Source organism: Rugamonas brunnea (genome assembly GCF_014042345.1).
In the GTDB taxonomy this organism is placed as follows: Bacteria; Pseudomonadota; Gammaproteobacteria; order Burkholderiales; family Burkholderiaceae_D; genus Rugamonas; species Rugamonas brunnea.
In genome coordinates this window covers 159,120-178,636 of record NZ_JACEZT010000001.1, presented here as the reverse complement: position 1 = coordinate 178,636, position 19,517 = coordinate 159,120, and the positions used below count along the sequence as shown (strand labels likewise).

At 67.2% G+C, this 19,517-nt stretch carries 16 protein-coding genes; 12 read left to right on the top strand and 4 right to left on the bottom strand.

The genetic code is table 11. The features are described 5' to 3' along the window. Positions 1–46 precede the first annotated feature (46 nt). Positions 47–1,357 (bottom strand): HupE/UreJ family protein, encoded by a 1,311-nt coding sequence (locus tag H3H37_RS00800; RefSeq protein WP_182159106.1) that lies wholly within the window; start codon positions 1,355–1,357, stop codon positions 47–49. A 10-nt stretch (positions 1,358–1,367) separates the two neighbouring features. Continuing rightward, positions 1,368–1,958, bottom strand: a complete 591-nt coding sequence (locus H3H37_RS00795) for a VOC family protein (RefSeq protein ID WP_182159104.1) — start codon at positions 1,956–1,958, stop codon at positions 1,368–1,370. 311 nt (positions 1,959–2,269) lie between these two features. Here H3H37_RS00795 and H3H37_RS25605 point away from each other — a divergent pair, with 311 nt between their 5' ends. Then, entirely contained in the window at positions 2,270–4,627 is a 2,358-nt protein-coding gene (locus H3H37_RS25605) for a DUF6600 domain-containing protein (RefSeq protein ID WP_220456296.1), read from the top strand. 151 nt (positions 4,628–4,778) lie between these two features. Continuing rightward, the gene (locus H3H37_RS00785; RefSeq protein WP_182159102.1) at positions 4,779–8,084 is read left to right on the top strand and encodes an EAL domain-containing protein; all 3,306 of its coding nucleotides are present in this window, start codon (positions 4,779–4,781) and stop codon (positions 8,082–8,084) included. A gap of 112 nt (positions 8,085–8,196) precedes the next feature. Here the strand turns inward: H3H37_RS00785 and H3H37_RS00780 are convergent, their stop codons facing one another. Beyond that, positions 8,197–9,105 (bottom strand): LysR family transcriptional regulator, encoded by a 909-nt coding sequence (locus tag H3H37_RS00780; protein ID WP_182159101.1) that lies wholly within the window; start codon positions 9,103–9,105, stop codon positions 8,197–8,199. 115 nt (positions 9,106–9,220) lie between these two features. Between H3H37_RS00780 and mdcA the strand changes: the two genes are divergently transcribed. The 9 genes from mdcA (at position 9,221) to mdcH (ending at position 16,654) form a co-directional block, all read left to right on the top strand. Continuing rightward, positions 9,221–10,882, top strand: a complete 1,662-nt coding sequence (gene mdcA / locus H3H37_RS00775) for a malonate decarboxylase subunit alpha (RefSeq protein ID WP_182159099.1) — start codon at positions 9,221–9,223, stop codon at positions 10,880–10,882. Next, complete coding sequence (locus H3H37_RS00770) at positions 10,882–11,763, top strand: triphosphoribosyl-dephospho-CoA synthase (protein WP_182159097.1); 882 nt, start codon at positions 10,882–10,884, stop codon at positions 11,761–11,763. Before mdcA ends, H3H37_RS00770 begins: the two co-directional genes overlap by 1 nt. A 20-nt stretch (positions 11,764–11,783) precedes the next feature. Then, positions 11,784–12,095, top strand: a complete 312-nt coding sequence (locus H3H37_RS00765; RefSeq protein ID WP_182159096.1) for a malonate decarboxylase subunit delta — start codon at positions 11,784–11,786, stop codon at positions 12,093–12,095. After that, entirely contained in the window at positions 12,092–12,949 is an 858-nt protein-coding gene (locus H3H37_RS00760) for a biotin-independent malonate decarboxylase subunit beta (RefSeq protein WP_182159094.1), read from the top strand. Before H3H37_RS00765 ends, H3H37_RS00760 begins: the two co-directional genes overlap by 4 nt. Then, on the top strand, positions 12,946–13,785 hold the full coding sequence (mdcE, locus tag H3H37_RS00755) for a biotin-independent malonate decarboxylase subunit gamma (protein WP_229218585.1): 840 nt from the start codon (positions 12,946–12,948) through the stop codon (positions 13,783–13,785). Before H3H37_RS00760 ends, mdcE begins: the two co-directional genes overlap by 4 nt. A gap of 105 nt (positions 13,786–13,890) precedes the next feature. After that, on the top strand, positions 13,891–14,319 hold the full coding sequence (gene madL / locus H3H37_RS00750) for a malonate transporter subunit MadL (RefSeq protein ID WP_182159092.1): 429 nt from the start codon (positions 13,891–13,893) through the stop codon (positions 14,317–14,319). A gap of 10 nt (positions 14,320–14,329) precedes the next feature. Then, entirely contained in the window at positions 14,330–15,094 is a 765-nt protein-coding gene (gene madM / locus H3H37_RS00745; RefSeq protein WP_182159091.1) for a malonate transporter subunit MadM, read from the top strand. Between the two features lies 1 nt (position 15,095). Then, entirely contained in the window at positions 15,096–15,725 is a 630-nt protein-coding gene (locus H3H37_RS00740; protein WP_182159089.1) for a malonate decarboxylase holo-ACP synthase, read from the top strand. Next, positions 15,722–16,654 (top strand): malonate decarboxylase subunit epsilon, encoded by a 933-nt coding sequence (mdcH, locus tag H3H37_RS00735; protein WP_182159087.1) that lies wholly within the window; start codon positions 15,722–15,724, stop codon positions 16,652–16,654. Before H3H37_RS00740 ends, mdcH begins: the two co-directional genes overlap by 4 nt. 21 nt (positions 16,655–16,675) lie before the next feature. Here mdcH and H3H37_RS00730 read toward each other — a convergent pair whose 3' ends face one another. After that, a complete protein-coding gene (locus H3H37_RS00730; RefSeq protein WP_182159085.1) occupies positions 16,676–17,560 on the bottom strand; it encodes a LysR family transcriptional regulator in 885 nt (294 codons plus the stop codon). A 267-nt stretch (positions 17,561–17,827) separates the two neighbouring features. Between H3H37_RS00730 and H3H37_RS00725 the strand changes: the two genes are divergently transcribed. Continuing rightward, complete coding sequence (locus H3H37_RS00725) at positions 17,828–19,513, top strand: DUF1302 domain-containing protein (protein WP_220456295.1); 1,686 nt, start codon at positions 17,828–17,830, stop codon at positions 19,511–19,513. The last annotated feature ends 4 nt before the right edge of the window (positions 19,514–19,517 follow it).

Sequence of the window (19,517 nt, the reverse complement as noted above, 5' to 3'; positions counted from 1 at the left end):
CGTCCTGTCCGTCATGCCCGGCCGGCGCCGGCGCATGACGGCGGGCCTAGACCGCTTGCAGCGCGCTCCACACGGGCTGGGCGCGGTCGACGACCCAGTACAGGGCGATCGCCGCCGCGCCCAGGGCCACCCCCAGCCGTATCGGCCCCGGCCCCGGCTTGGGTGCAAGCTGTGCCACGTGCAACAGCAGCCAGACACCGATGCCCACCATCAATTGCCCCAGTTCGACCCCGACATTAAACGAGAGCAGCGAAGTGGTGATGTTGGGACCGCTATCGGACAGGATGGCGCGCAGCCCGATGGCCAGGCCGCAGCCATGCACCAGGCCCACTACGCCGGTGAGCAGGACGGGATGCGAGGCAGGGCGCTGGCGCACCAGCAGCAGCGCCGCCCCCAGCACCGATAGCGCGATCAGCAGTTCGATCACAGGTTCGCTCCAGCTCGCCTGCGGCAGCCAGCCATGGAAACCCGCGACGATGGACAGGGCGTGGCCGGCGCTGAAGGCGCTGATCTTGAGTGCGATGGCGCGCAGGCGCAAGTCGCCCGCCACCAGGCAAACGACCAGCAGCAGGTGGTCATATCCTTCAAGGATGTGGGCGGCGCCCGCGCGAACAAATTGCAGGAACGCCTGCAGCACAGGGGGATTGACGGTGATCGCCGCATCCAGCGTACCGCTGTGGCTGTATTGCGTCGTCGTACCGGCGTGATGGGACAGCAGGATGGTGTGGATGGGAGCATCGCTGAGCGTTCCTGCTTGCAGAGCGCTGCTGAAGCTGAACGGCTCGTCCGGCCTGACGGCTGGGTAGAACACGGCAGCGTCCAGCAGCATGTTGCTGAGGTCGATATCCGTCCCCCCTTGTGGTGGCGGCCCGGATGGGGAGGAGGACGCGCGCGTGGCCAGGCGCGCCTGGTCGGCGCTCGAAAATGGCGGTACCGCGCCTTTGACGTGTATCGACGCCGACAGCAGTTGCGGTGCGACCGCCTTGCCCTGGAGCGTCACGGCATGGCCTGCCGCCAGCGTGGCCGATGCCATGGCCGTGGCGGTATCGAGTGCCGTGTCGCTCACGTAATAGAAGACCCGGCCGCTTTCGCTGCGTGCGCTGACGTAGGGCGCGGGCGAGCCGTCGGGGCCGTGCGCCAGCAAGGGAAGCGACAGGCGAAAATACGCCGTCATGCCGGCCGCGTCATAGGTGAAATGCACGACCCGGATATTGGCCCGGCCGTCGGCATGGGCCGAGGCACCGGTGGGCACGCTCCCCAGCAAGGCCAGCAGTAGCGCGACCAGCAGCGCATGCCATGGCGCGACCAGACTGAGGCGCATGCGCGCCATGGTGACGTTGCCGATCAAGGTCCTCATGGCGCGGTGCTCACTTGCTTGGGAAGCGGGGATCCCACAGCACGCGCTTGGCACCCTTTTCGTAGGCCATGCCCTGGGGCGTACTGACGATTTCCAGTTGCATACCCCATGGCGAAAGGAAATACATCCAGGTCAGGCCGGCGGCCGGCCCGTCTTTGAAGGTGCTCGGTTCACCCAGCGTCCGCACGCGCTTGGACTTCAGATAGGCAACAGCCTTGTCCATGTCGTCGACATAGAAGGCCAGATGGTGGCCGCCCACGTCGCTGTTCCTGGGGGGCGCCTTGGCCTGTCCTGGCGCGCCGTACTCGAAGATTTCCAGATTGGTGCCGTTGCCGCAGCGGACCATCTGGAAGCGCTTGATTTCGGCCCGCGGGTTGACGTTCAGGTGCACATTCATCCAGTCATCGGCGAACTTGAAGGCGCCGAGCTTGATTGACGCCTCGCACCCGATCACATTAACGAAGAAGCTCACCGCCTCGTCCATGTTGGGTACGGTGATGCCCAGGTGCTGCGCGCCGCGCATGCCGGGCATGCCGGCGTACGCGCTGATGGGAAGCGTGATGATGGCTGCGGCGCAGGCCAGTGTGTGTTTAAGGCTCATGCTGTCTCCTGTTGTGGTGGAATAGTCGCCGCCCGGGGGAGGCGGCATTTCACGTAAAAGCAAGATGTGAGCCATCGGGGGCCGGGGCCGAGGCGGGGCTATTGCCCGGGCAACGGGCGGCATTTCATGTGCCGGGACCGGCGTTTGCTGCGACGGCTGTCGCAGGCATGCGTCGCAGCGGATGCATGCGTTTGGCAAGCGCCCCCATGCATGTTGGCATCCAGCTGGTTGCAATGTTCGTTCGCGTACAGATAGTTGTCTCCTTCTGCTCTATGTTGATTATTTGTACATAGAGCGAATGGAATTGCATCATGAAAACGCGTAGTGAACATCGTGGCTTGCCTGTCGTGCTGGTATCCATCATCCTGACGTTTGCCGCCGGCACGGCGCTGGCCGATCCGCCCGCGCGGGTGGCGCGGCTGGCCTATGTGAACGGCGCGGTCAGCCTCGCGGTGGCCGGCGGCAACGACTGGGTGCAGGCAGACATCAACCGCCCGCTGATGCCGGGCGACCGCGTGTGGGTCGATGCCGGCGGCCGCGATGAAGTGCAGATTGGTAACGCGGCCTTGCGCATGGATGGCGGCACGCTGGTGTCGGTCCTCAACCTGGATGACCGCACCGCGCAGTTCCAGTTGACGCAGGGCCGCGCGTATCTGCGCGTGCGCCGGCTCAACCCGGGCGATGTGGTGGAGGTGGATACGCCCAACCTGGCGCTGTCGATACGCAAACCTGGCGTGTACCGGCTGGAAGTCGATCCGAACGGCGCCTCCACGCTGGTGGCGGTGCGCGCCGGCGAGGCCGAGGCTTATGGCGAGGGCAATGCTTATCTGATCGATCCGGGCCAGTCCTACCGCTTCGGCGGCACCAACTTGCAGGACTACCAGTATGTGCAAGCGCCGCCCGATGATGATTTTGAACGCTGGGCAGCGCAGCGAGACCAGCGCCGCGAGCACGCGGTGGCACGTCGCTATGTGTCGCCCGACATGATCGGGTATGACGATCTGGACGATCAAGGCAGCTGGCGCACCGTGCCGGACTACGGCAGCGTGTGGGTGCCGGCGCACGTGTCGCCGGACTGGGCGCCGTATCGCGATGGGCATTGGAGCTGGATCGACCCGTGGGGCTGGACCTGGGTCGACGATGCGCCGTGGGGCTTCACGGTATCGCACTACGGACGCTGGACGCACCTCGACACGGGCTGGGGATGGGTGCCCGGACCGGTGGTGGAACGGCCCGTGTATGCACCGGCGCTGGTGGCGTTCGTGGCTGGCGCGGCGCTGGCGCTGGCGGTCGATCACGGGCCCGGCGTGGCTTGGTTCCCGCTCGGCCCACGCGAAGTGTACCGGCCGGCGTACCAGGCCAGCCCGGCCTACATCACCAAGGTCAACACCAGCAATACCGTGATTAACCGGACCGAGATCAATAAAGTGGTGAATGTGAACAACGTGAATACCGTGAATAACGTCACCAACATCACCAACGTGAACTACATCAACCAGCACATTCCCGGTGCGGTGACGGCGGTGCCGGCGCAAGCGTTCGTGCGCGCGCAGCCCGTGCGCCAGGCGGCGGTGCCGTTGAGCCGGCAGGTGCTGGCGGCGGCGCCGGTGACAAATAAAGTCGCGCTGGCGCCGCAAGCGCAAAGCAGGGCGGCCAACGTCCCGGCACGCAGCGCGCCGGCGCCGGCCATCGTGGCGCGACAGGTGATCGCGCATACGCCACCGCACGTGTCGGCGATGCGGGCAGTGGCGCCGCCGCATGGCGCGCCGCATCCCGCGCCAGCCACGGCGGCTGTGGTCGCGCCGCAGGTGAAGGTGCTGCAGCCTTTCAAGGCGGGACGGCCATTGGCGCCACCGCCGCCGACGAATTCAGCGGTGGCAACTGCGCCGCAACCGGGACAGCGGCCCGCCGGCGCATTGCCGCAAACCGCGCGCCCGCCAGAGCCAGCAGGCTCGGCGCAAGCAGCGCGTCCTCCTGAGATGGCGGGCCATGCGCAAGCCGCGCGTCCGCCAGAGGGTGGGCCTGCTTCGCAAACCGCACATCCTCCTGAGATGGCGCGTCCTCCACAAGCCGCGCCCCCGCCGGAGATTGCGCATGCGCCAGCGATAGCGCATCCACCAGAAACCGCGCGTTCGCCAGAGACAGCACACCCTCCACTAGCTGCGCATCCACCAGAGATGGCGCAGATAGCGCATCCTCCACAAGCCGCGCATCCACCAGAGACAGCGCGTGCGCCAGCGATAGCGCGTCCTCCACAGGCCGCGCATCCTCCGGAGATGGCGCCGCCGCCACAAATCGCAGCACAGCCGCCGCGTCCGCAGCCGGTGCAGCATCCTCCTGAAGCGGCGCATCCACCGGCGCAGCCGCCGCGCGATCTGCCGCATCAATTGGCGCAAGCCCGGCCGGTTGCGCCGCCGCACCCACAGCCGCCTGCGCGTCCTGAGCCGCCCCGTCCCGCTCCCGCGCCGCCGCGTGAGATGCAACATCAAGCGCCACCCCGGCAGCCGGAGCCACCGCACGCCCCGCCGCCTGCGGAAGCGCACCGCCCGCCACCTGAGGCGCATCGGCCTGCGCCGCCACCCGCCGCAGAGCAGCATCCGGCGCCGGCCAAGCCAGCCGAGCATCGCCCGGCTTCGGAAAAGGACAAACGTAAGGAGGAGCAGCAATAACACGGGGCTTTCCGGGGCTTCCATGCATCAACCCCGCACCGGATTTCGGCGCGTTCTGCTATGATCAATCGCAACACCCGTGGCTGCGGCAAGGCGGCGACGCGCAGCCGTTTGCGGGGTTTCGTCTCTGTTCTGGACAGATAGATCACCAATGGATCAGCGCAAGCGCAGCAGCACGCCGGATCACGAACCCGTCCCAACCGGACGGCAGGCCCCGCTTTCTCCAGCCTCTGCTCCACCCGACAAGGAAACCCTGGCCAGCTTCGGCCAGCTCTACGCGCACAGCCCCTATGTGGCCTTCCTGCTCGGCGCCGATGGCCGGCTGCTGGCCATCAATCCTTATGGCAGCCAACTACTGGGCCCGGCAGCCGCGCCGGGCGCGCCCGTGGCCAGCTTGTATGCGCCGTGGGCGGCCTCGGCTTCACTGAACGATGCGCTGGATTTGTCCAGGATAAACGGTTGCTGGCGCGGAGAATTCGACATGCTGGACCCGCACGGCGGCCTGCTGGCGATGTCCCAGGTGATCGAATGGCGGCCAGCCGGACAAGGAGTGGAGGGGGACGGGCTGTTCCTCTGCCTGTCCTTCGACCTGGCCGACTACGATGTGTTCGAGTCGCAATTGCGTTTCAAACGCCTGTTCGATCATCATCCGCACCCCATGTGGGTGTACGAGCTCGACAGCTTGCGCTTTCTCGTGGTCAATCAGGCCGCCGTCCGCGAATACGGCTATTCCGAGGCCGAATTCCTGGCCATGACCATCGAAGATATCCGTCCAGCGGAGGAGCTGCCGCGGCTGCACGACAACCTCGCCAACGCACCTCGCCGTGGCGGTGAGCGGGCCGGGTGCTGGACCCATTGCCGCAAGGATGGCAGCTTGATCCAAGTGGAAGTGTCGTCGCACTCGGTCACCATCGCCGGCCGCGCCGCGCGCTTCGTGCTGTGCCATGACGTGACGGCCCAGTTGAAGATGGAGGCGGAACTGTACGCCTCGCGCGAATTGAAGCAACTGATCATCAACCAGATGCCGCACCAGATCTTCTGGAAGGACCTGTCGGCGCGCTACAAGGGCTGCAACTCGGTGTTTGCGCGCGCCGCCGGGCTGGAGCGCAACGAGGACGTGGTGGGCAAGACCGACGATGAATTTCCCTGGTCGCATAACGCCGTGCGCATCCGCGCCGACGACCGCGAGATCGTCAGCAGCGGCCAGGCCCAGTTGAACCGCGAGGAATACATGGACCAGCCCGATGGCCGGCGCCAGTGGTTCCTGATCAACAAGGCCCCGCTGCACGACCGCGCCGGCCGCATCATCGGCGTGCTGGGCACGATCGAGGATATTACCGAGCGCAAGCGCGCCGAACTGGTCATGCAGTTGCAGGCGCGCGCGCTGGACGCCAGCGTCAACGCCATCGCTATCGTCTCCAACACGCCCGAGGGCGACCAGATCGATTATGTCAATCCGGCCTTCGTCCAGCTGACCGGCTACGCGGAGGATGAGGTACGCCGCCGCAGCCTGTTGTTGCTCGATGGCGACGGCGACCAGGCGCAGCGCGCGGCACTCGAATCGGCGCTGTGCTCGCCGCACGACGCCACCATCCTGCAGCACCTGCGTGACAAGCATGGCCAGCCATTCTGGGCCAAGTTGCACGTGGCGCCCGTGCATGCCGATGACGACAGCGTGAGCCACCACGTGTGCGTGCTGACCGACATGACCGACACCATCCGCTACCAGCAGCAGCTGGAGCACCAGGCCAACTACGATGCGCTGACTGACCTGCCCAACCGCAACCTGTTGGCCGACCGCTTGGAGCAGGCCATCGGTTACGCGCAGCGCTACCAGCATGCGGTGTGGGTGGCCTTCATCGACCTCGACAACTTCAAGCTGGTCAACGACAGCCTGGGCCACCAGCATGGCGACGAACTGTTGCGCACGGTGGCAGAGCGCCTGCGCGCGTGCGTGCGCGACAGCGACACGGTGGCGCGCCTTGGTGGCGACGAGTTCACCCTGCTGTTGATGGAGACGCCGCACACGCCCGCCGCCGCCAGCCTGTTGCGGCGCGTGCTGGAGGCGGTCACGGCGCCAGTCGTGCTGGGCAGCCGCCAGCACACGATCACCTGCAGCATCGGCGTCAGCGTCTGTCCGCAGGATGGCGTCGACGCGCAGCAGTTGCTGCGCCAGGCCGATCTGGCCATGTACCGCGCCAAGGAGGCGGGCCGCAACCAGATCCAGTTCTACGAGGCCGCCATGCATGCGCGCGTCAACGAGCGCACCCTGATCGAGGCGGAGCTGCGCCACGCGCTCGAGCGCGGTGAGCTGAGCCTGCATTTCCAGCCCAAGGTCAAGCTGCTGTCGGGGGAGATGACGGGCCTGGAGGCGCTGCTGCGCTGGCACCATCCCACGCTGGGCATGGTGGCGCCGACGCGCTTCATCGGCGTGGCCGAGGAAACCGGCCTGATCGTCCCCATCGGGCGCTGGGTGGTGCGCGCCGCCTGCGCCCAGTGCCAGGCGTGGCAGGCGGCCGGGCTGGCGCCGCAGCGGGTCGCCGTCAACCTGTCGATGCGCCAGTTCAGCGATCCGGGCCTGGTCGACGACATCATCGCGGCGCTGGACGACAGCGGCCTCAAACCGCAATGGCTGGAGCTGGAGCTCACGGAAAGCCTGATGATGCATAACGTGGGTGCGGCCGTGGAAGTGATGACGCGGCTGAAGAAGCTCGGCGTGTCGCTGTCGATCGACGACTTTGGCACCGGCTATTCCAGCCTGGCCTATCTGCGCCTGTTCCCGGTCGATTACCTGAAGATCGACCAGAGCTTCGTGCGCGACATGCTCGCCAATCCCAACGTGGCGGCCATCGTGCGTTCCATCATCAGCCTGGCGCACAGCCTCGATTTCAAGGTGGTGGCCGAGGGCGTCGAGACGGAGGCGCAATTGGCCTATCTGCGCCGCTACCAGTGCGACGAAATGCAGGGCTACCTGTTCAGCCGGCCGCAGCCTGCCGACGGCATCGCCAGCCTGCTGGGGCAGGAGGCCGCTTTGCCGCAGCCCGTGCGCCCGGAACAGGGCCAGCGCACCTTGCTGCTGCTCGACGACGAACCGAACGTCCTGGCCGCGCTGAACCGGCTGCTGCGGCGCGACGGCTACACCATCTTGCGCGCCAACACGGCTGATGAGGCGTTCGCACTGCTGGCCAGCCACGACGTGCAGGTTGTGGTCAGCGACCAGCGCATGCCGGGCATGCAGGGCACCGAGTTCCTGCGCCGCGTCAAGCAACTATATCCGGGCACGGTGCGCATCATCCTGTCGGGTTATACGGAACTCGAATCGGTCCTCAGCGCCATCAATAGCGGCGAGATCTACCGTTTCTACACCAAGCCATGGAACGACACCGAAATGCGGGACAACATACGCGAAGCGTTCCAGTACCACCAACTGATCCACTGCCAGTTCAGTCCCGGCTGATCCCGTTCAGGCGGCAAAATCGGCGCGCACGTGGGGGGCGCGCGATCGTTGCTGGCGCAGTCGGAGCCGGCCGGTGCGCAAGATTGACGCGGCGGTGGAAGTGCTGGCGGCGTTAATGCTGGCGCGTGCCGTACATGCGGCACTCGGCCGCCAGGGCCAGCAGGTTGGGATCGCGCTCGCGCGAGCGCGACAGCAGCAGCGTGATGGTCTGGTGCGAACCAAAACGGGCCGCAAGCGGGATCAGTTCGATACGGGTGCTGAAGTCGGCCACCCGGCCCGGCAGCAGGCTGTAGCCCATGCCGCCGCCGACCAGGTTGATGAGGGAGAAGATGTCGCTGACGCGCATGATGGTCTCGGGCACGTAGCCGGCCTGGCGGAACGCATGGTCGAAGCTGTCCGAGGTCACAAAGCCGCCGCCCAGGGTAATGAACTTCTCGTCGCGCAGGTCCCGCAAATCGACCGCCGTCTGGCCCGCGTAGGGCGAGCCGAGCGGCGCGGCCAGCCGCACCTCATCCTCGAACAGGGGCACGGCCAGCAGTTGCGCATCGTCCTGCGGCGCCTGCAGGCCAATCACGATCGCATCCAGCCGTCCCTCATCGAGGCTGCGCAGCAGTTCCTGGTTCGAGCCCAGCGTCAGGTCGATTTGCAATTCCGGCCGCCGCAGCTTCAGGCCCATCAGCAACTGCGGGATGCAGCGCAGGGTCAGCGAATACAGCGAGCCGATCTTCAGCCGCGCGCCGGCGAAACCGGACAGTTCGCGCACCTTGCGGATGCCGTCCTCGGTCTCGGCCACGGCCCGCTGCGCGTGCTTGGCGAACGCGAACGCGGCCGGCAACGGCGCCAGGTTGCGGCCCTCGCGGCGGAACAATGGCACGCGCAGCCCTTCCTCCAGCGAATGCAGGGCGCGGTGCACGCTGACCGTGCTCTGGCCCAGCTCCTCGGCCGCCCGCGCCAGGCTGTGCAGGCGCATGTAGGCCAGGAATACTTCTAGTTTCTTTAACGTAATTTCTTCGTCGATCATGGCGGCCACGGGGCGTCAGATTATTAACTTGAGAGTAATCATTCGCGATTCGGATTGATTGTATCGCAGGGCCGTCCTTTCTATGCTGGCATTACTCTGCAACGAAGGAGACAATATGGAAAGCACAACATCCGCGCCGCGCCGCTGGGATACGCGGCGGCAGGAAAAGCAGCGCCGCCTGGCGGCCGTGCGGCACCTGGCCGATGGTCCGGTGCTGCGCGCCGAGCGCCTGCCGGAGGCGCTGGAAAGCCTGGTCGTCAGCGGCGACCGGGTGGTTTTGGAAGGTAACAATCAAAAGCAGGCCGATTTCCTGGCCCGCGCGCTGACGCAGGTGGACCCGGAGCGGGTCAGCCAACTGCACATGATCATGCCCAGCGTGAGCCTGCCCGAGCACCTCGACCTGTTCGAGCGCGGCATCGCCAGCAAACTGGATTTCGCGTTCGCCGGTCCCCAGAGCCTGCGCATTTCGCAGTTGCTGCAGGAGGGCACGCTCAAGGTGGGTGCGCTGCATACCTACATTGAGCTGTACGCCCGGCTGTACGTGGACCTCGCGCCCAACGTGGTGCTGGTGGCAGGCTACCAGGCCGACCGCGCCGGCAACCTGTACACCGGTCCCAGCACCGAGGACACGCCGGCCCTGGTGGAGGCGGCCGCGTTCCGCGATGGCATCGTGATCGCCCAGGTCAACGAGATCGTGGACGATCCCAAGGACCTGCCGCGCGTCGATATCCCCGGCTCGTGGATCGACTTCGTGGTGCAGTCCGACAAACCGTTTTACATCGAGCCGTTGTTCACCCGCGATCCGCGCCTGATCAAACCGGTTCACATCCTGATGGCGATGATGGCGATCCGCGGCGTGTACGAACGCCACCAGGTGCAGTCGCTGAACCACGGTATCGGCTTCAACACGGCGGCCATCGAACTGCTGCTGCCGACCTACGGCGAGCAACTGGGCTTGAAGGGCAAGATCTGCCGCAACTGGACGCTCAACCCGCACCCAACCCTGATCCCGGCCATCGAATCGGGCTGGGTCGACAGTGTGCACTGCTTCGGCGCGGAGCTGGGCATGGAAGCCTATACGGCGGCCCGTCCCGACGTGTTCTTCACCGGCCGCGATGGCTCGATGCGCTCCAACCGCGCCTTCTGCCAGCTGGCCGGCCAGTATGCGGTCGACCTGTTCATCGGCTCCACGCTGCAGATGGATGGCCTGGGCAACTCGTCCACCGTCACGCACGGCCGCCTGACCGGTTTTGGCGGCGCGCCCAACATGGGCCACGATCCGCACGGCCGGCGCCACCCCACGCCGGCCTGGCTGGACCTGATCCAGACCGACGATCCGCTGGCGCGCGGCAAGAAGCTGGTGGTGCAGATGGTCGAGACCTTCCAGGATGGCAGCGCGCCAACCATCGTTGAATCGCTCGATGCGGTGGAGGTGGGCAAGGCCAGCGCGATGCCGCTGGCGCCCGTCATGATCTACGGCGACGACGTGACCCACGTGCTGACCGAGGAAGGCATCGCCTACCTGTACAAGGCGCGTTCGCTGGAGGAGCGCAAGGCGATGCTGGCGGCGGTGGCCGGCGTGACGCCGATCGGACTGCGCCACGACCCCAAACAGACGGCCCGCATGCGCCAGGAAGGATTGATCGCGCTGCCCGAGGACATGGGCGTGCAGCGCGCCCAGGCCACCCGCTCGCTGCTGGCGGCCAAGAGTATCTCGGAACTGGTCGACTGGTCCGGCGGCCTGTATGAACCGCCCGCCAAATTCAGGAGCTGGTAATGACTGCCCTTCATTTTCTCCGCCAGCCCGCCACGGCGCTGGCGCCGGACCACGCCGGCCGGGCCGCGCACCTGGCGGCACTGGCGGTCGATGCGCTGGTCGACGAAGCCGTGCTGACCCCGAAACCGGGCCTGGTCGACATGCGCGGCAACGGCGCCCACCACGACCTCAGTTGGCTGCTGATGTGCCGTTCGGCCTGCGCGCTGCGTCCGGCCTTCCTGGACATGGCGATGGCCGGCGCCACGCTGCGCGATCCGCACCGGCTGCGCCACCACATCGGCGCCATCGGCCGCGAAGCCGAAGCGGCGATGATGGCGGCCACCGGCGGCGTCAACACCCACCGTGGCGCGATCTGGGCCCTGGGCCTGCTGGTGACGGCGGCCGCGCGCCACGACGGCTTGCCGGACGCCGACGCGATCGCCGATGGCGCCGGCATGCTGGCCCGTATCGACGACACGGCGGCGCCCGCCCAGACGGGCAACAAGGGCGAGCGCGCCTGCCGCGAGCACGGTGTGGGCGGCGCGCGCGGCCAGGCCCGTGCCGGCTTTCCGGCCGTGACCGGCCACGCTTTGCCCATGCTGCGCTTGTCGCGCGCCCGCGGCGACGGCGAGCCGCAGGCCCGGATCAACGCCTTGCTGGCCGTGATGGCCGGGCTGGACGACACCTGTTTGCTGGCCCGTGGCGGCCGTCGCGCGCTGAAGGCGACCCAGCATGGCGCACGCCGCGTGCTGGCGCAGGGCGGCGTGGCCACGCCGAACGGGCGCGCCGCGCTGCACGCGCTGGAGGCGCGCATGCGCACCCTGCACGTGTCGCCGGGCGGCGCCGCCGACCTGCTGGCGGCGAGCCTGCTGCTGGACCGCATCGAACGCGAGTACCGATAAAAGAAGGAGAAGGCAACATCATGGAAAGACTGGAATTCGAATTCGACGCCGGCCCGCCGGCGCCGGCACGCACGGTGGTCGGGGTAGTCGCCTCGGGCGACCTGGAGGTGCTGCTGGAGCCGGCCGCCGCCGGCAAGACCACGGTCGCCGTGCAGACGTCGGTGGACGGCTACGGCGGCACCTGGAAGGCGCTGCTGGAGCGCGTGTTCGGCCCCGCGAGCCTGCCGGCCGCGCACGTGGAGATCAACGACAACGGCGCCACGCCCGGCGTGGTGCGCATGCGCATCGAGCAGGCGTTCGAGGAAGCGAAACAGCAGGGGAGTGCGCCATGAGCATTGAACCTATCGAACAATTGCTGAAGCGCGACAGCTTCATCGAGCGCGGGGCGCGCAGCCGGGCGACCGCGCTGCTGGATGCGGGCACCATGCGCGAACTGGCCGGCCCATTCGAACGCCTGCATTCGCCCTGGCTGGCGATGCAGAAGCTGGTGACGCAGGCCGATGACGGCGTGGTCGTCGCCAAGGGGACGCTGGATGGCCAGCCGACCGTGGTGCTGGCCATCGAAGGCGCGTTCCAGGGCGGCAGCATGGGCGAGATCGCCGGCGCCAAGATCGCCGGCGCGCTGGAACTGGCGGCGCGCGACAACCGGCGCGGCATCCCGACCCAGGCCGTGATCGTGTTCGAGACGGGCGGCGTGCGGCTGCAGGAAGCGAACCTGGGACTGGCGGCGATCGCGGAGATCCAGTCCGCCATCGTCGACCTGCGCCGCTACCGGCCGGTGGTGGGAGTCAGCGCGGGCACGGTGGGCTGCTATGGCGGCATGTCGATCGCGGCCGGACTGTGCTCGTACCTGGTGCTGACGCGCGAGGCGCGACTGGGCCTGAACGGCCCGCAGGTGATCGAGCAGGAGGCCGGCAGCGCCGAATTCGATGCGCGCCAGCGGTCCCTGATCTGGGGCTTGACGGGCGGCGAGCAGCGCTACGCCAGCGGGTTGGCGGACGCGCTGGTGGCCGACGACACCGCTGAAATCAAGGCCGTGGTGGCGGGCCTGTTCGCGCAAGGCCTGCCGGCGCGGCACCGCAGCGCGTGCGCCAGTGACTACCTGGCCCGGCTGGCACGGGTCGATACCGCCGGCCAGCCGTCGCCGGCCGATGTGCGCGCGGTCTATGCGCAAGGAGACGTATGATGGAACTGAAACAACAACAGACCAGCCAGGGGACTGGCCGTGGCGCCACGTGGCTGGCGCTGCTCACCGGCGACGCCCGTCCGGCCCACGATTGGCCGGCGGTGCGGGTATGCGATGCGCCGCTGGCCGGCCAGCCGGCGCGCTACATCGCCGTGGTGCCCGATCCCGACAACCGCTTCCCGCGCGCGCGGGCCGGCGAAGTGGGGCTGGTCGAAGGCTGGCAGCTGGCGCGCGCCGTGCAGGAGGTGGTGGAACTGGACCGGCATGCCGCGGTCAAGCGGCCGATCGTGGCCGTGATCGACGTGCCGAGCCAGGCCTATGGCCGGCGCGAGGAGGTGTTCGGTATCCATCAGGCGCTGGCCGGTGCGGCCGGCGCCTATGCCGAAGCGCGCCTGGCCGGGCATCCGGTGCTCGGGCTGATCGTCGGCCTGGCCATGTCGGGAGCCTTCCTGGCCCACGGTTATCAGGCCAACCGCCTGATCGCGCTGGACGATCCCGGGGTGCAGGTGCATGCGATGGGCAAGGCGTCCGCCGCCCGCGTCACGCTGCGTTCGGTGGAAGCGCTGGAACAACTGGCCGCCAGCGTGCCGCCGATGGCCTACGACATCAGCAACTTCGCCTCCTTGGGTATCTTGTGGAAGCTGTTGCGCCTGACCGATCCGGACCGGCCGGGCGAGGGCGATATCGGGCAGGTCCGCGATGCGCTGCACGCCGCGCTGGCCGACGTTCTGGAAGACCGCGAACGCGATCTTGCTGGACGACTGAACGGCGCACACCGTCAGGCTTCGCGCCGCGTGCGCGCGCTGCTGCAGGCGCAATGGGAGGTGGCCGACTGACGACCATGCACTGACCCGGGCGCGCGCTATTGCAAACAATCATCGCAAACAACAAGACAGAGCGCCGCGCCTATTCTTTCCTGTTACAAGCTGGAGGAGACAAACATGATTATCTACGGAACCGCAATACTGGCCCTGTGCCACCTGTCCGGCATCTTCCTGGGCGACCTGCTTGGGACGCTGCTGGGTGTGAAAACCAACGTCGGCGGGGTGGGCATCGCCATGATCCTGCTGATTTGCGCCCGCCTGTGGCTGCACAAGCGCGGCCTGATGCCGCAGACGACCGAGATGGGCGTCGGCTTCTGGGGCGCGATGTACATCCCGGTGGTGGTGGCGATGGCTGCCACCCAGAACGTGGTGGCGGCCCTGCGCGGCGGCCCGGTGGCCTTGCTCGCGGCATTGGGCAGCGTGCTGGTATGCGCCTGCTTCATTTCGATGATCAACCGCACCGAACACCACGCCGAAGCCGGCGAGGACGCGGCGGACGAAACGGAAGCCGAAACCGATAACCGCGTTGCGACGCACCGTGCCTGAGGAGACGATCATGCTGGAACTGTTGGAAAAAACCGCAAAACACAATGGCCTGATCCTGGCGTTCGCCGTGGTTGGATTGGTGATGCTCGTCTCTATGCAGTTGTCGCGCCGCCTGACCATGGGGCGCGTGCATGGCTCGGCCATCGCGATTCTGATCGGCCTGGTGCTGGCCTATTGGGGCGGCGTGCAGACCGGCGGCAAGCAGGGCATCGCCGACATGTCGTTGTTCGCCGGCCTGGGCCTGATGGGCGGCGCCATGCTGCGCGACTTCGCCATCACCGCCACCGCCTTCGAGGTGCATGTGAGCGAGGCGCGCAAGGCCGGGCTGGTAGGCGTGGTCGCGCTGCTGCTGGGGACCGTGCTGCCGTTCATCGTGGGGGCCTCGGTCGCGTGGAGTTTTGGCTACCGCGACGCGGTCAGCATTACCACCATCGGCGCTGGCGCGGTGACCTACATCGTCGGCCCGGTGACGGGGGCCGCGATCGGCGCGCCGTCCGAGATCATGGCATTGTCGATCGCGACCGGGTTGGTGAAGTCGATTATGGTGATGGTCGGCACGCCGATGGCGGCGCGCTTCCTGCGCCTGCGCACGCCGCGTTCAGCGATGGTGTTCGGCGGCCTGGCCGGCACGGTCAGCGGCGTCTCGGCGGGACTGGCGGCCACCGACCGGCGCCTGGTGCCTTACGGCGCGCTGGTGGCCACCTTCCACACCGGCCTTGGTTGCCTGCTTGGACCGTCGTTGCTGTTCTTCGCCACCCGCTCGCTGGTAGGCTGAGATGGCATTCCGTCCGCATGACCTGCTGTGGCTGGACCGGCCGGACGCCTTTATGCCGGCTGGCGAGCGCCCAGTATGGCTCGTCCACGCGCCGCTGGTGGTGCGGCGCGAGGCGGCGCCAGCGGACCAGGTGCCGGTCGGCGCCCGTGGCCTTCGGCGCAACGAGCGCTGTGCTGGTTATGCGCGGGCCGGCGCCGTGGTCCGCCACGTCTCGCCCGCGATGCTGATCCGGCGTGTGGCGGATGATGGCGCGCGGTTCGCGTCCGCCGCCGATGCCTTGCCCTGTGTGGCCGCATTGCTGGCGCTGGCGCCCCGCCTGAAGGCTTTGGGTCTGGAATGCGGCCCGACGGGCGGCGTTGGCTTCTGGCTGGCGAGCGGGCTGCCGGTGCTGACGCCGGCCAGCGACCTCGATCTGGTGGTGCGCGCACCCGCGCGGCTGGACCCGGCCGTGATCGGCGTCCTGCACGCGCTTCGGGAGCATGCGCCATGCCGGCTCGACATCCAGATCGACACCGGCGTCGGCGGCTTCGCCTTGTCCGAATACGCGGAAGGGGCGGGGCGGGTGCTGCTCAAGACGGCGCATGGGCCGGTGCTGGTGGCCGACCCATGGGCGGTGCGGGAGGCAGCATGAGTGTCCTGTTCACGTTCCCCGGTCAGGGGGCGCAAAAGAGCGGCATGTTGCACACGCTGCCGGCCCATCCCGAAACCGCACGCGCACTGGAGGAGGCCAGCCAGGCCTTGGGGCGCGACGTGCTCACGCTCGATACCGACGCCGCGCTGCGCTCGACGGTCGCGGTCCAGCTATGCCTGCTGGTGGCCGGTGTGGCGACGGCGCGCGTGCTTTCCGCGCACGGCGCCCGTCCAACCATGGTGGCGGGGCTATCGATAGGCGCGTGGCCGGCGGCCGTGGTGGCGGACGTGCTGGAGTTCTCCGATGCCGTGCGACTGGTCGCCATGCGCGCGCGGTTGATGGCGGAAGCCTATCCGGGCGGCTATGGCATGACCGCGATCACCGGTCTCACGGCGCGCCAGCTGGAGCCGTTGCTGGCCAGTGTGCACGGGCCGGCCAGTCCGGTTTATCTGGCCAACCTGAATGCGGAACGGCAGCTGGTGATCGCGGGCGCCGAGGCGGCGATGGGCGCCGTGGCCGCGCTCGCGCTGCGGCAAGGCGCGCTGCGCGCCGAACGGCTGGCCGTGCCGGTGCCGTCCCATTGCGAACTGCTGGCCGACCAGGCGAGGCAGCTCGCGGCGGCGACCGAAGGGCTGCCCACGCGACGCCCGGCGCTCACTTACATCAGCGGCAGCACTGCGCGCGCCTTGTTCGGTGCTCGGGCCATCGTCGACGACCTGGTCGCGAACATGGCGCGGCCCGTGCTGTGGGCCGACACCGTCCGTCATGCCTGGGAGCGCGGCGCCCGGCTGACGGTGGAAATGCCCAGCGGTTCCGTGCTGACCCGGCTGGCCGATCCGGTCTTCGCGGAAGGGCGGGCCATGTGCTGCGACGGCAATCGCCTCGACAGCATCGTCAGCGCGGTGCGGCATAAGATTGAAGGGGCGTGATGCTTACGCCCGGATTCGGCGTCAGATACGTTCCGTCCTGATGATCTCCAGGAACGCCGCCAATATCGGCGACACATCGTCCTCGCGGTAAATGCAGCTCAAATCGACCACCGCATGCGGCGCGTTCTTTAACGGCCGGTAGACCACGCCCGGCAGACGCAGACTGGTGGCCGATTCGGGCACCAGCGCGAGTCCGAAACCACTGGCCACCAGCGCCACGCCCGTCACGGCGTCGCCCGCTTCCTGCGAGACGTTGGGCACGTAGCCTTCCTGGCGGCACAGGTCCATCACCCGGTCAATGAAGTTCGGCTTGACGCCGGTGGGGAACATCACCATCGGGTGGTTCTTCAGCGCCGCCAGCGGCAGCGATTCCTCAGCCACCAGCGGATGGCCTTCCGGCAGCGCCACCAGCAGCGGTTCGGTCTTGACCAGTTCGATGCGGATGTCCGGTATCGGCTCCAGCATGCGGTTGAAGCCGATCGTGATGCGGCGCTGGCGCAATGCTTCGATCTGCTCGGTCTTGTTCATCGTGTGCAGCACGATGTTCACGTCCGGATAGGCGGTGCGAAAACTCAGCAGCAGTTTGGGAATCATGGACAGCACGCCCGAGCCGAAGATGCCCACGTCGATCCGTCCCAGCTTGCCCTGCGCGGCGCGCTGGGTGCGCTCCACCGCCTGCTCCACCAGCGACTGGATGTTCAGCGATTCCTGCAGCAGCAGTTCGCCCGCCTGCGTCAGCGTCACCCCCTTGGCCGTGCGCTCGAACAGCGGCGCGCCGATTTCTTCCTCCAGTTGTTGTATCTGGCGCGTCAGCGGCGGTTGCGAAATGTTCAACGCGAGCGCGGCGCGCCCGAAATTGAGCTCCTGCGCAACGGCGACGAAGTATTTGATCTGTCGAAAATTCATGCTGGCCCTTGGGTGGTGGCGATCGGGTGCCGCGTGGCGGCGCCGCGACGCGTGCCGGTGGCGGCGCGTCCTGCGGTCAGCCATTTTACGCGCGATTTAGAGAGCAAGCGGGCGAGCCATACCTTTTTCGTATCAAGTGGGCGTTCAGAAGGCATTGGACGCTCATTTTTTCGCAACATACCATGCAAAAAGTCCTGAAGTTTCAGGTCCGACCGTGGCCTGCAAGCGTAGTTGGGAACCAAAAAAAGAGATTTCAACGGAGGAGACATGAGTAACAAGAATGCAGTTTCTGCAGGCGGTTTTGCGCTCGCGGCCGGTGTGGTCGCCATCCTGCAGATGGCGCAAGCCCAGGCGGGAACGATCGAGACGGGCCAGCCCGACCTTAAGGTGCGCTGGGATAACACCTTCAAGTATTCCGCCGCCTTGCGCGTGAAAGATCCCAGCCAGAACGTGGCCGCTTCGTACGTCAACCCCAACGTGGACGCCGGCGACCTGGCACTGGACAAGGGCCTGATCAACAACCGTGTGGACTGGCTGACGGAGCTCGATGTGGCCTACCAGGGCATGGGCGCACGCGTGTCCGCCGCCGCCTGGTACGACACGGTCTACAACAAGAGCGGCAACGACTTCCCCGTTTCGATCCCATTCCCGAACACGGCCAGCGCCCTGGCCGGTGGCCCCAACAACGTCTTCACGCCAGCAGCCAAGAAGCTGATGGGCCGCAAGGCCGAACTGGCCGACGCCTTCGTCTATGGCAGCACCGACATCGGTGACGGCATGGGCCTGAGCGGCCGCATCGGCCGCCACACGCAGCTTTACGGCGAAACCCTGTTCCTGGGCGCGAACGGCATCGCCTACGCCCAGGGTCCCGTGGACCTGATCAAGCTGTTCTCGCTGCCTGGCGTGCAGTTCAAGGAAATCGCGCTGCCGGTGGGGCAGGTGTCGGGCAATCTCCAGATCAATTCCGACCTGTCCATCGGCGCCTACTACCAGTACCAGTGGCGTCCACTGCGCCTGCCGGCTGCCGGCAGCTACTTCAGCCCCGCCGATTTCGTGGGCGACGGCGCCGACCTGCTGCTCACGCCCGTGGGCGGCGCGGCCAGCCATTCGCACGACCTGGAAGGGCGCGACTCGGGCCAGTTCGGCGGCCGCGTCAAGTTCAAGGTGCCGGGCAGCGAAGTGGAATATGGCCTGTACGCCGCCAAGTACCACGACAAGTCGCCCATCCCCGTGCTCACCGTGACCGAGCCGGGCGCCTACAACGGCGGCACCTACCGCCTGATGTACGCGCAGGACGTGAAAGTCTACGGCGCCAGCTTCTCGACCCTGATCGGCGAAACCAACGTGGGCGGCGAAATGTCCACCCGGCGCGACACGCCACTGGCGCCGCTGGGCGACCTGGTGATCAACTTCGATCCGACGGCCGACAACCGCAAGAACTCGCCGTACGCGGTCGGTAACAGCTTCCACGCCAACCTGTCCGCCATCACCGTGCTGGCCGCCAATCCGCTGTGGGACGCGGGCAGCTTCGTCGGCGAACTGGCGTTCAACCGCCTGCTGAGCGTGACCCGCAATCCGACCAACCCCATGTTCACCAACGGCGTGCTGAACACCACCCACACGCGTGACGCGTGGGCCATGCGCATGGTGTTCCAGCCCGAGTACTTCCAGGTGATGTCCGGACTTGACCTGCAGGTGCCGATTGGCCTTGGCTATGGTATTTCCGGCCGTTCGGCCGTGTTCCAGGTGGCGCCGGAACATGGCGGCGACCTCAGTATCGGCGCGAACTTCGATTACAAGAAGACCTGGCGCGCGGGCGTGCAGTTCACGCACTACATCGGCGCTGCCGGTGCGGCGCCGTCCCTGAACGCCGCCACCAACACCCAGGCCAGCTATCAGCAGTACTACAAGGACCGGGATTTCGTGACCTTCTCGATCCAGCGTACCTTCTAATTAC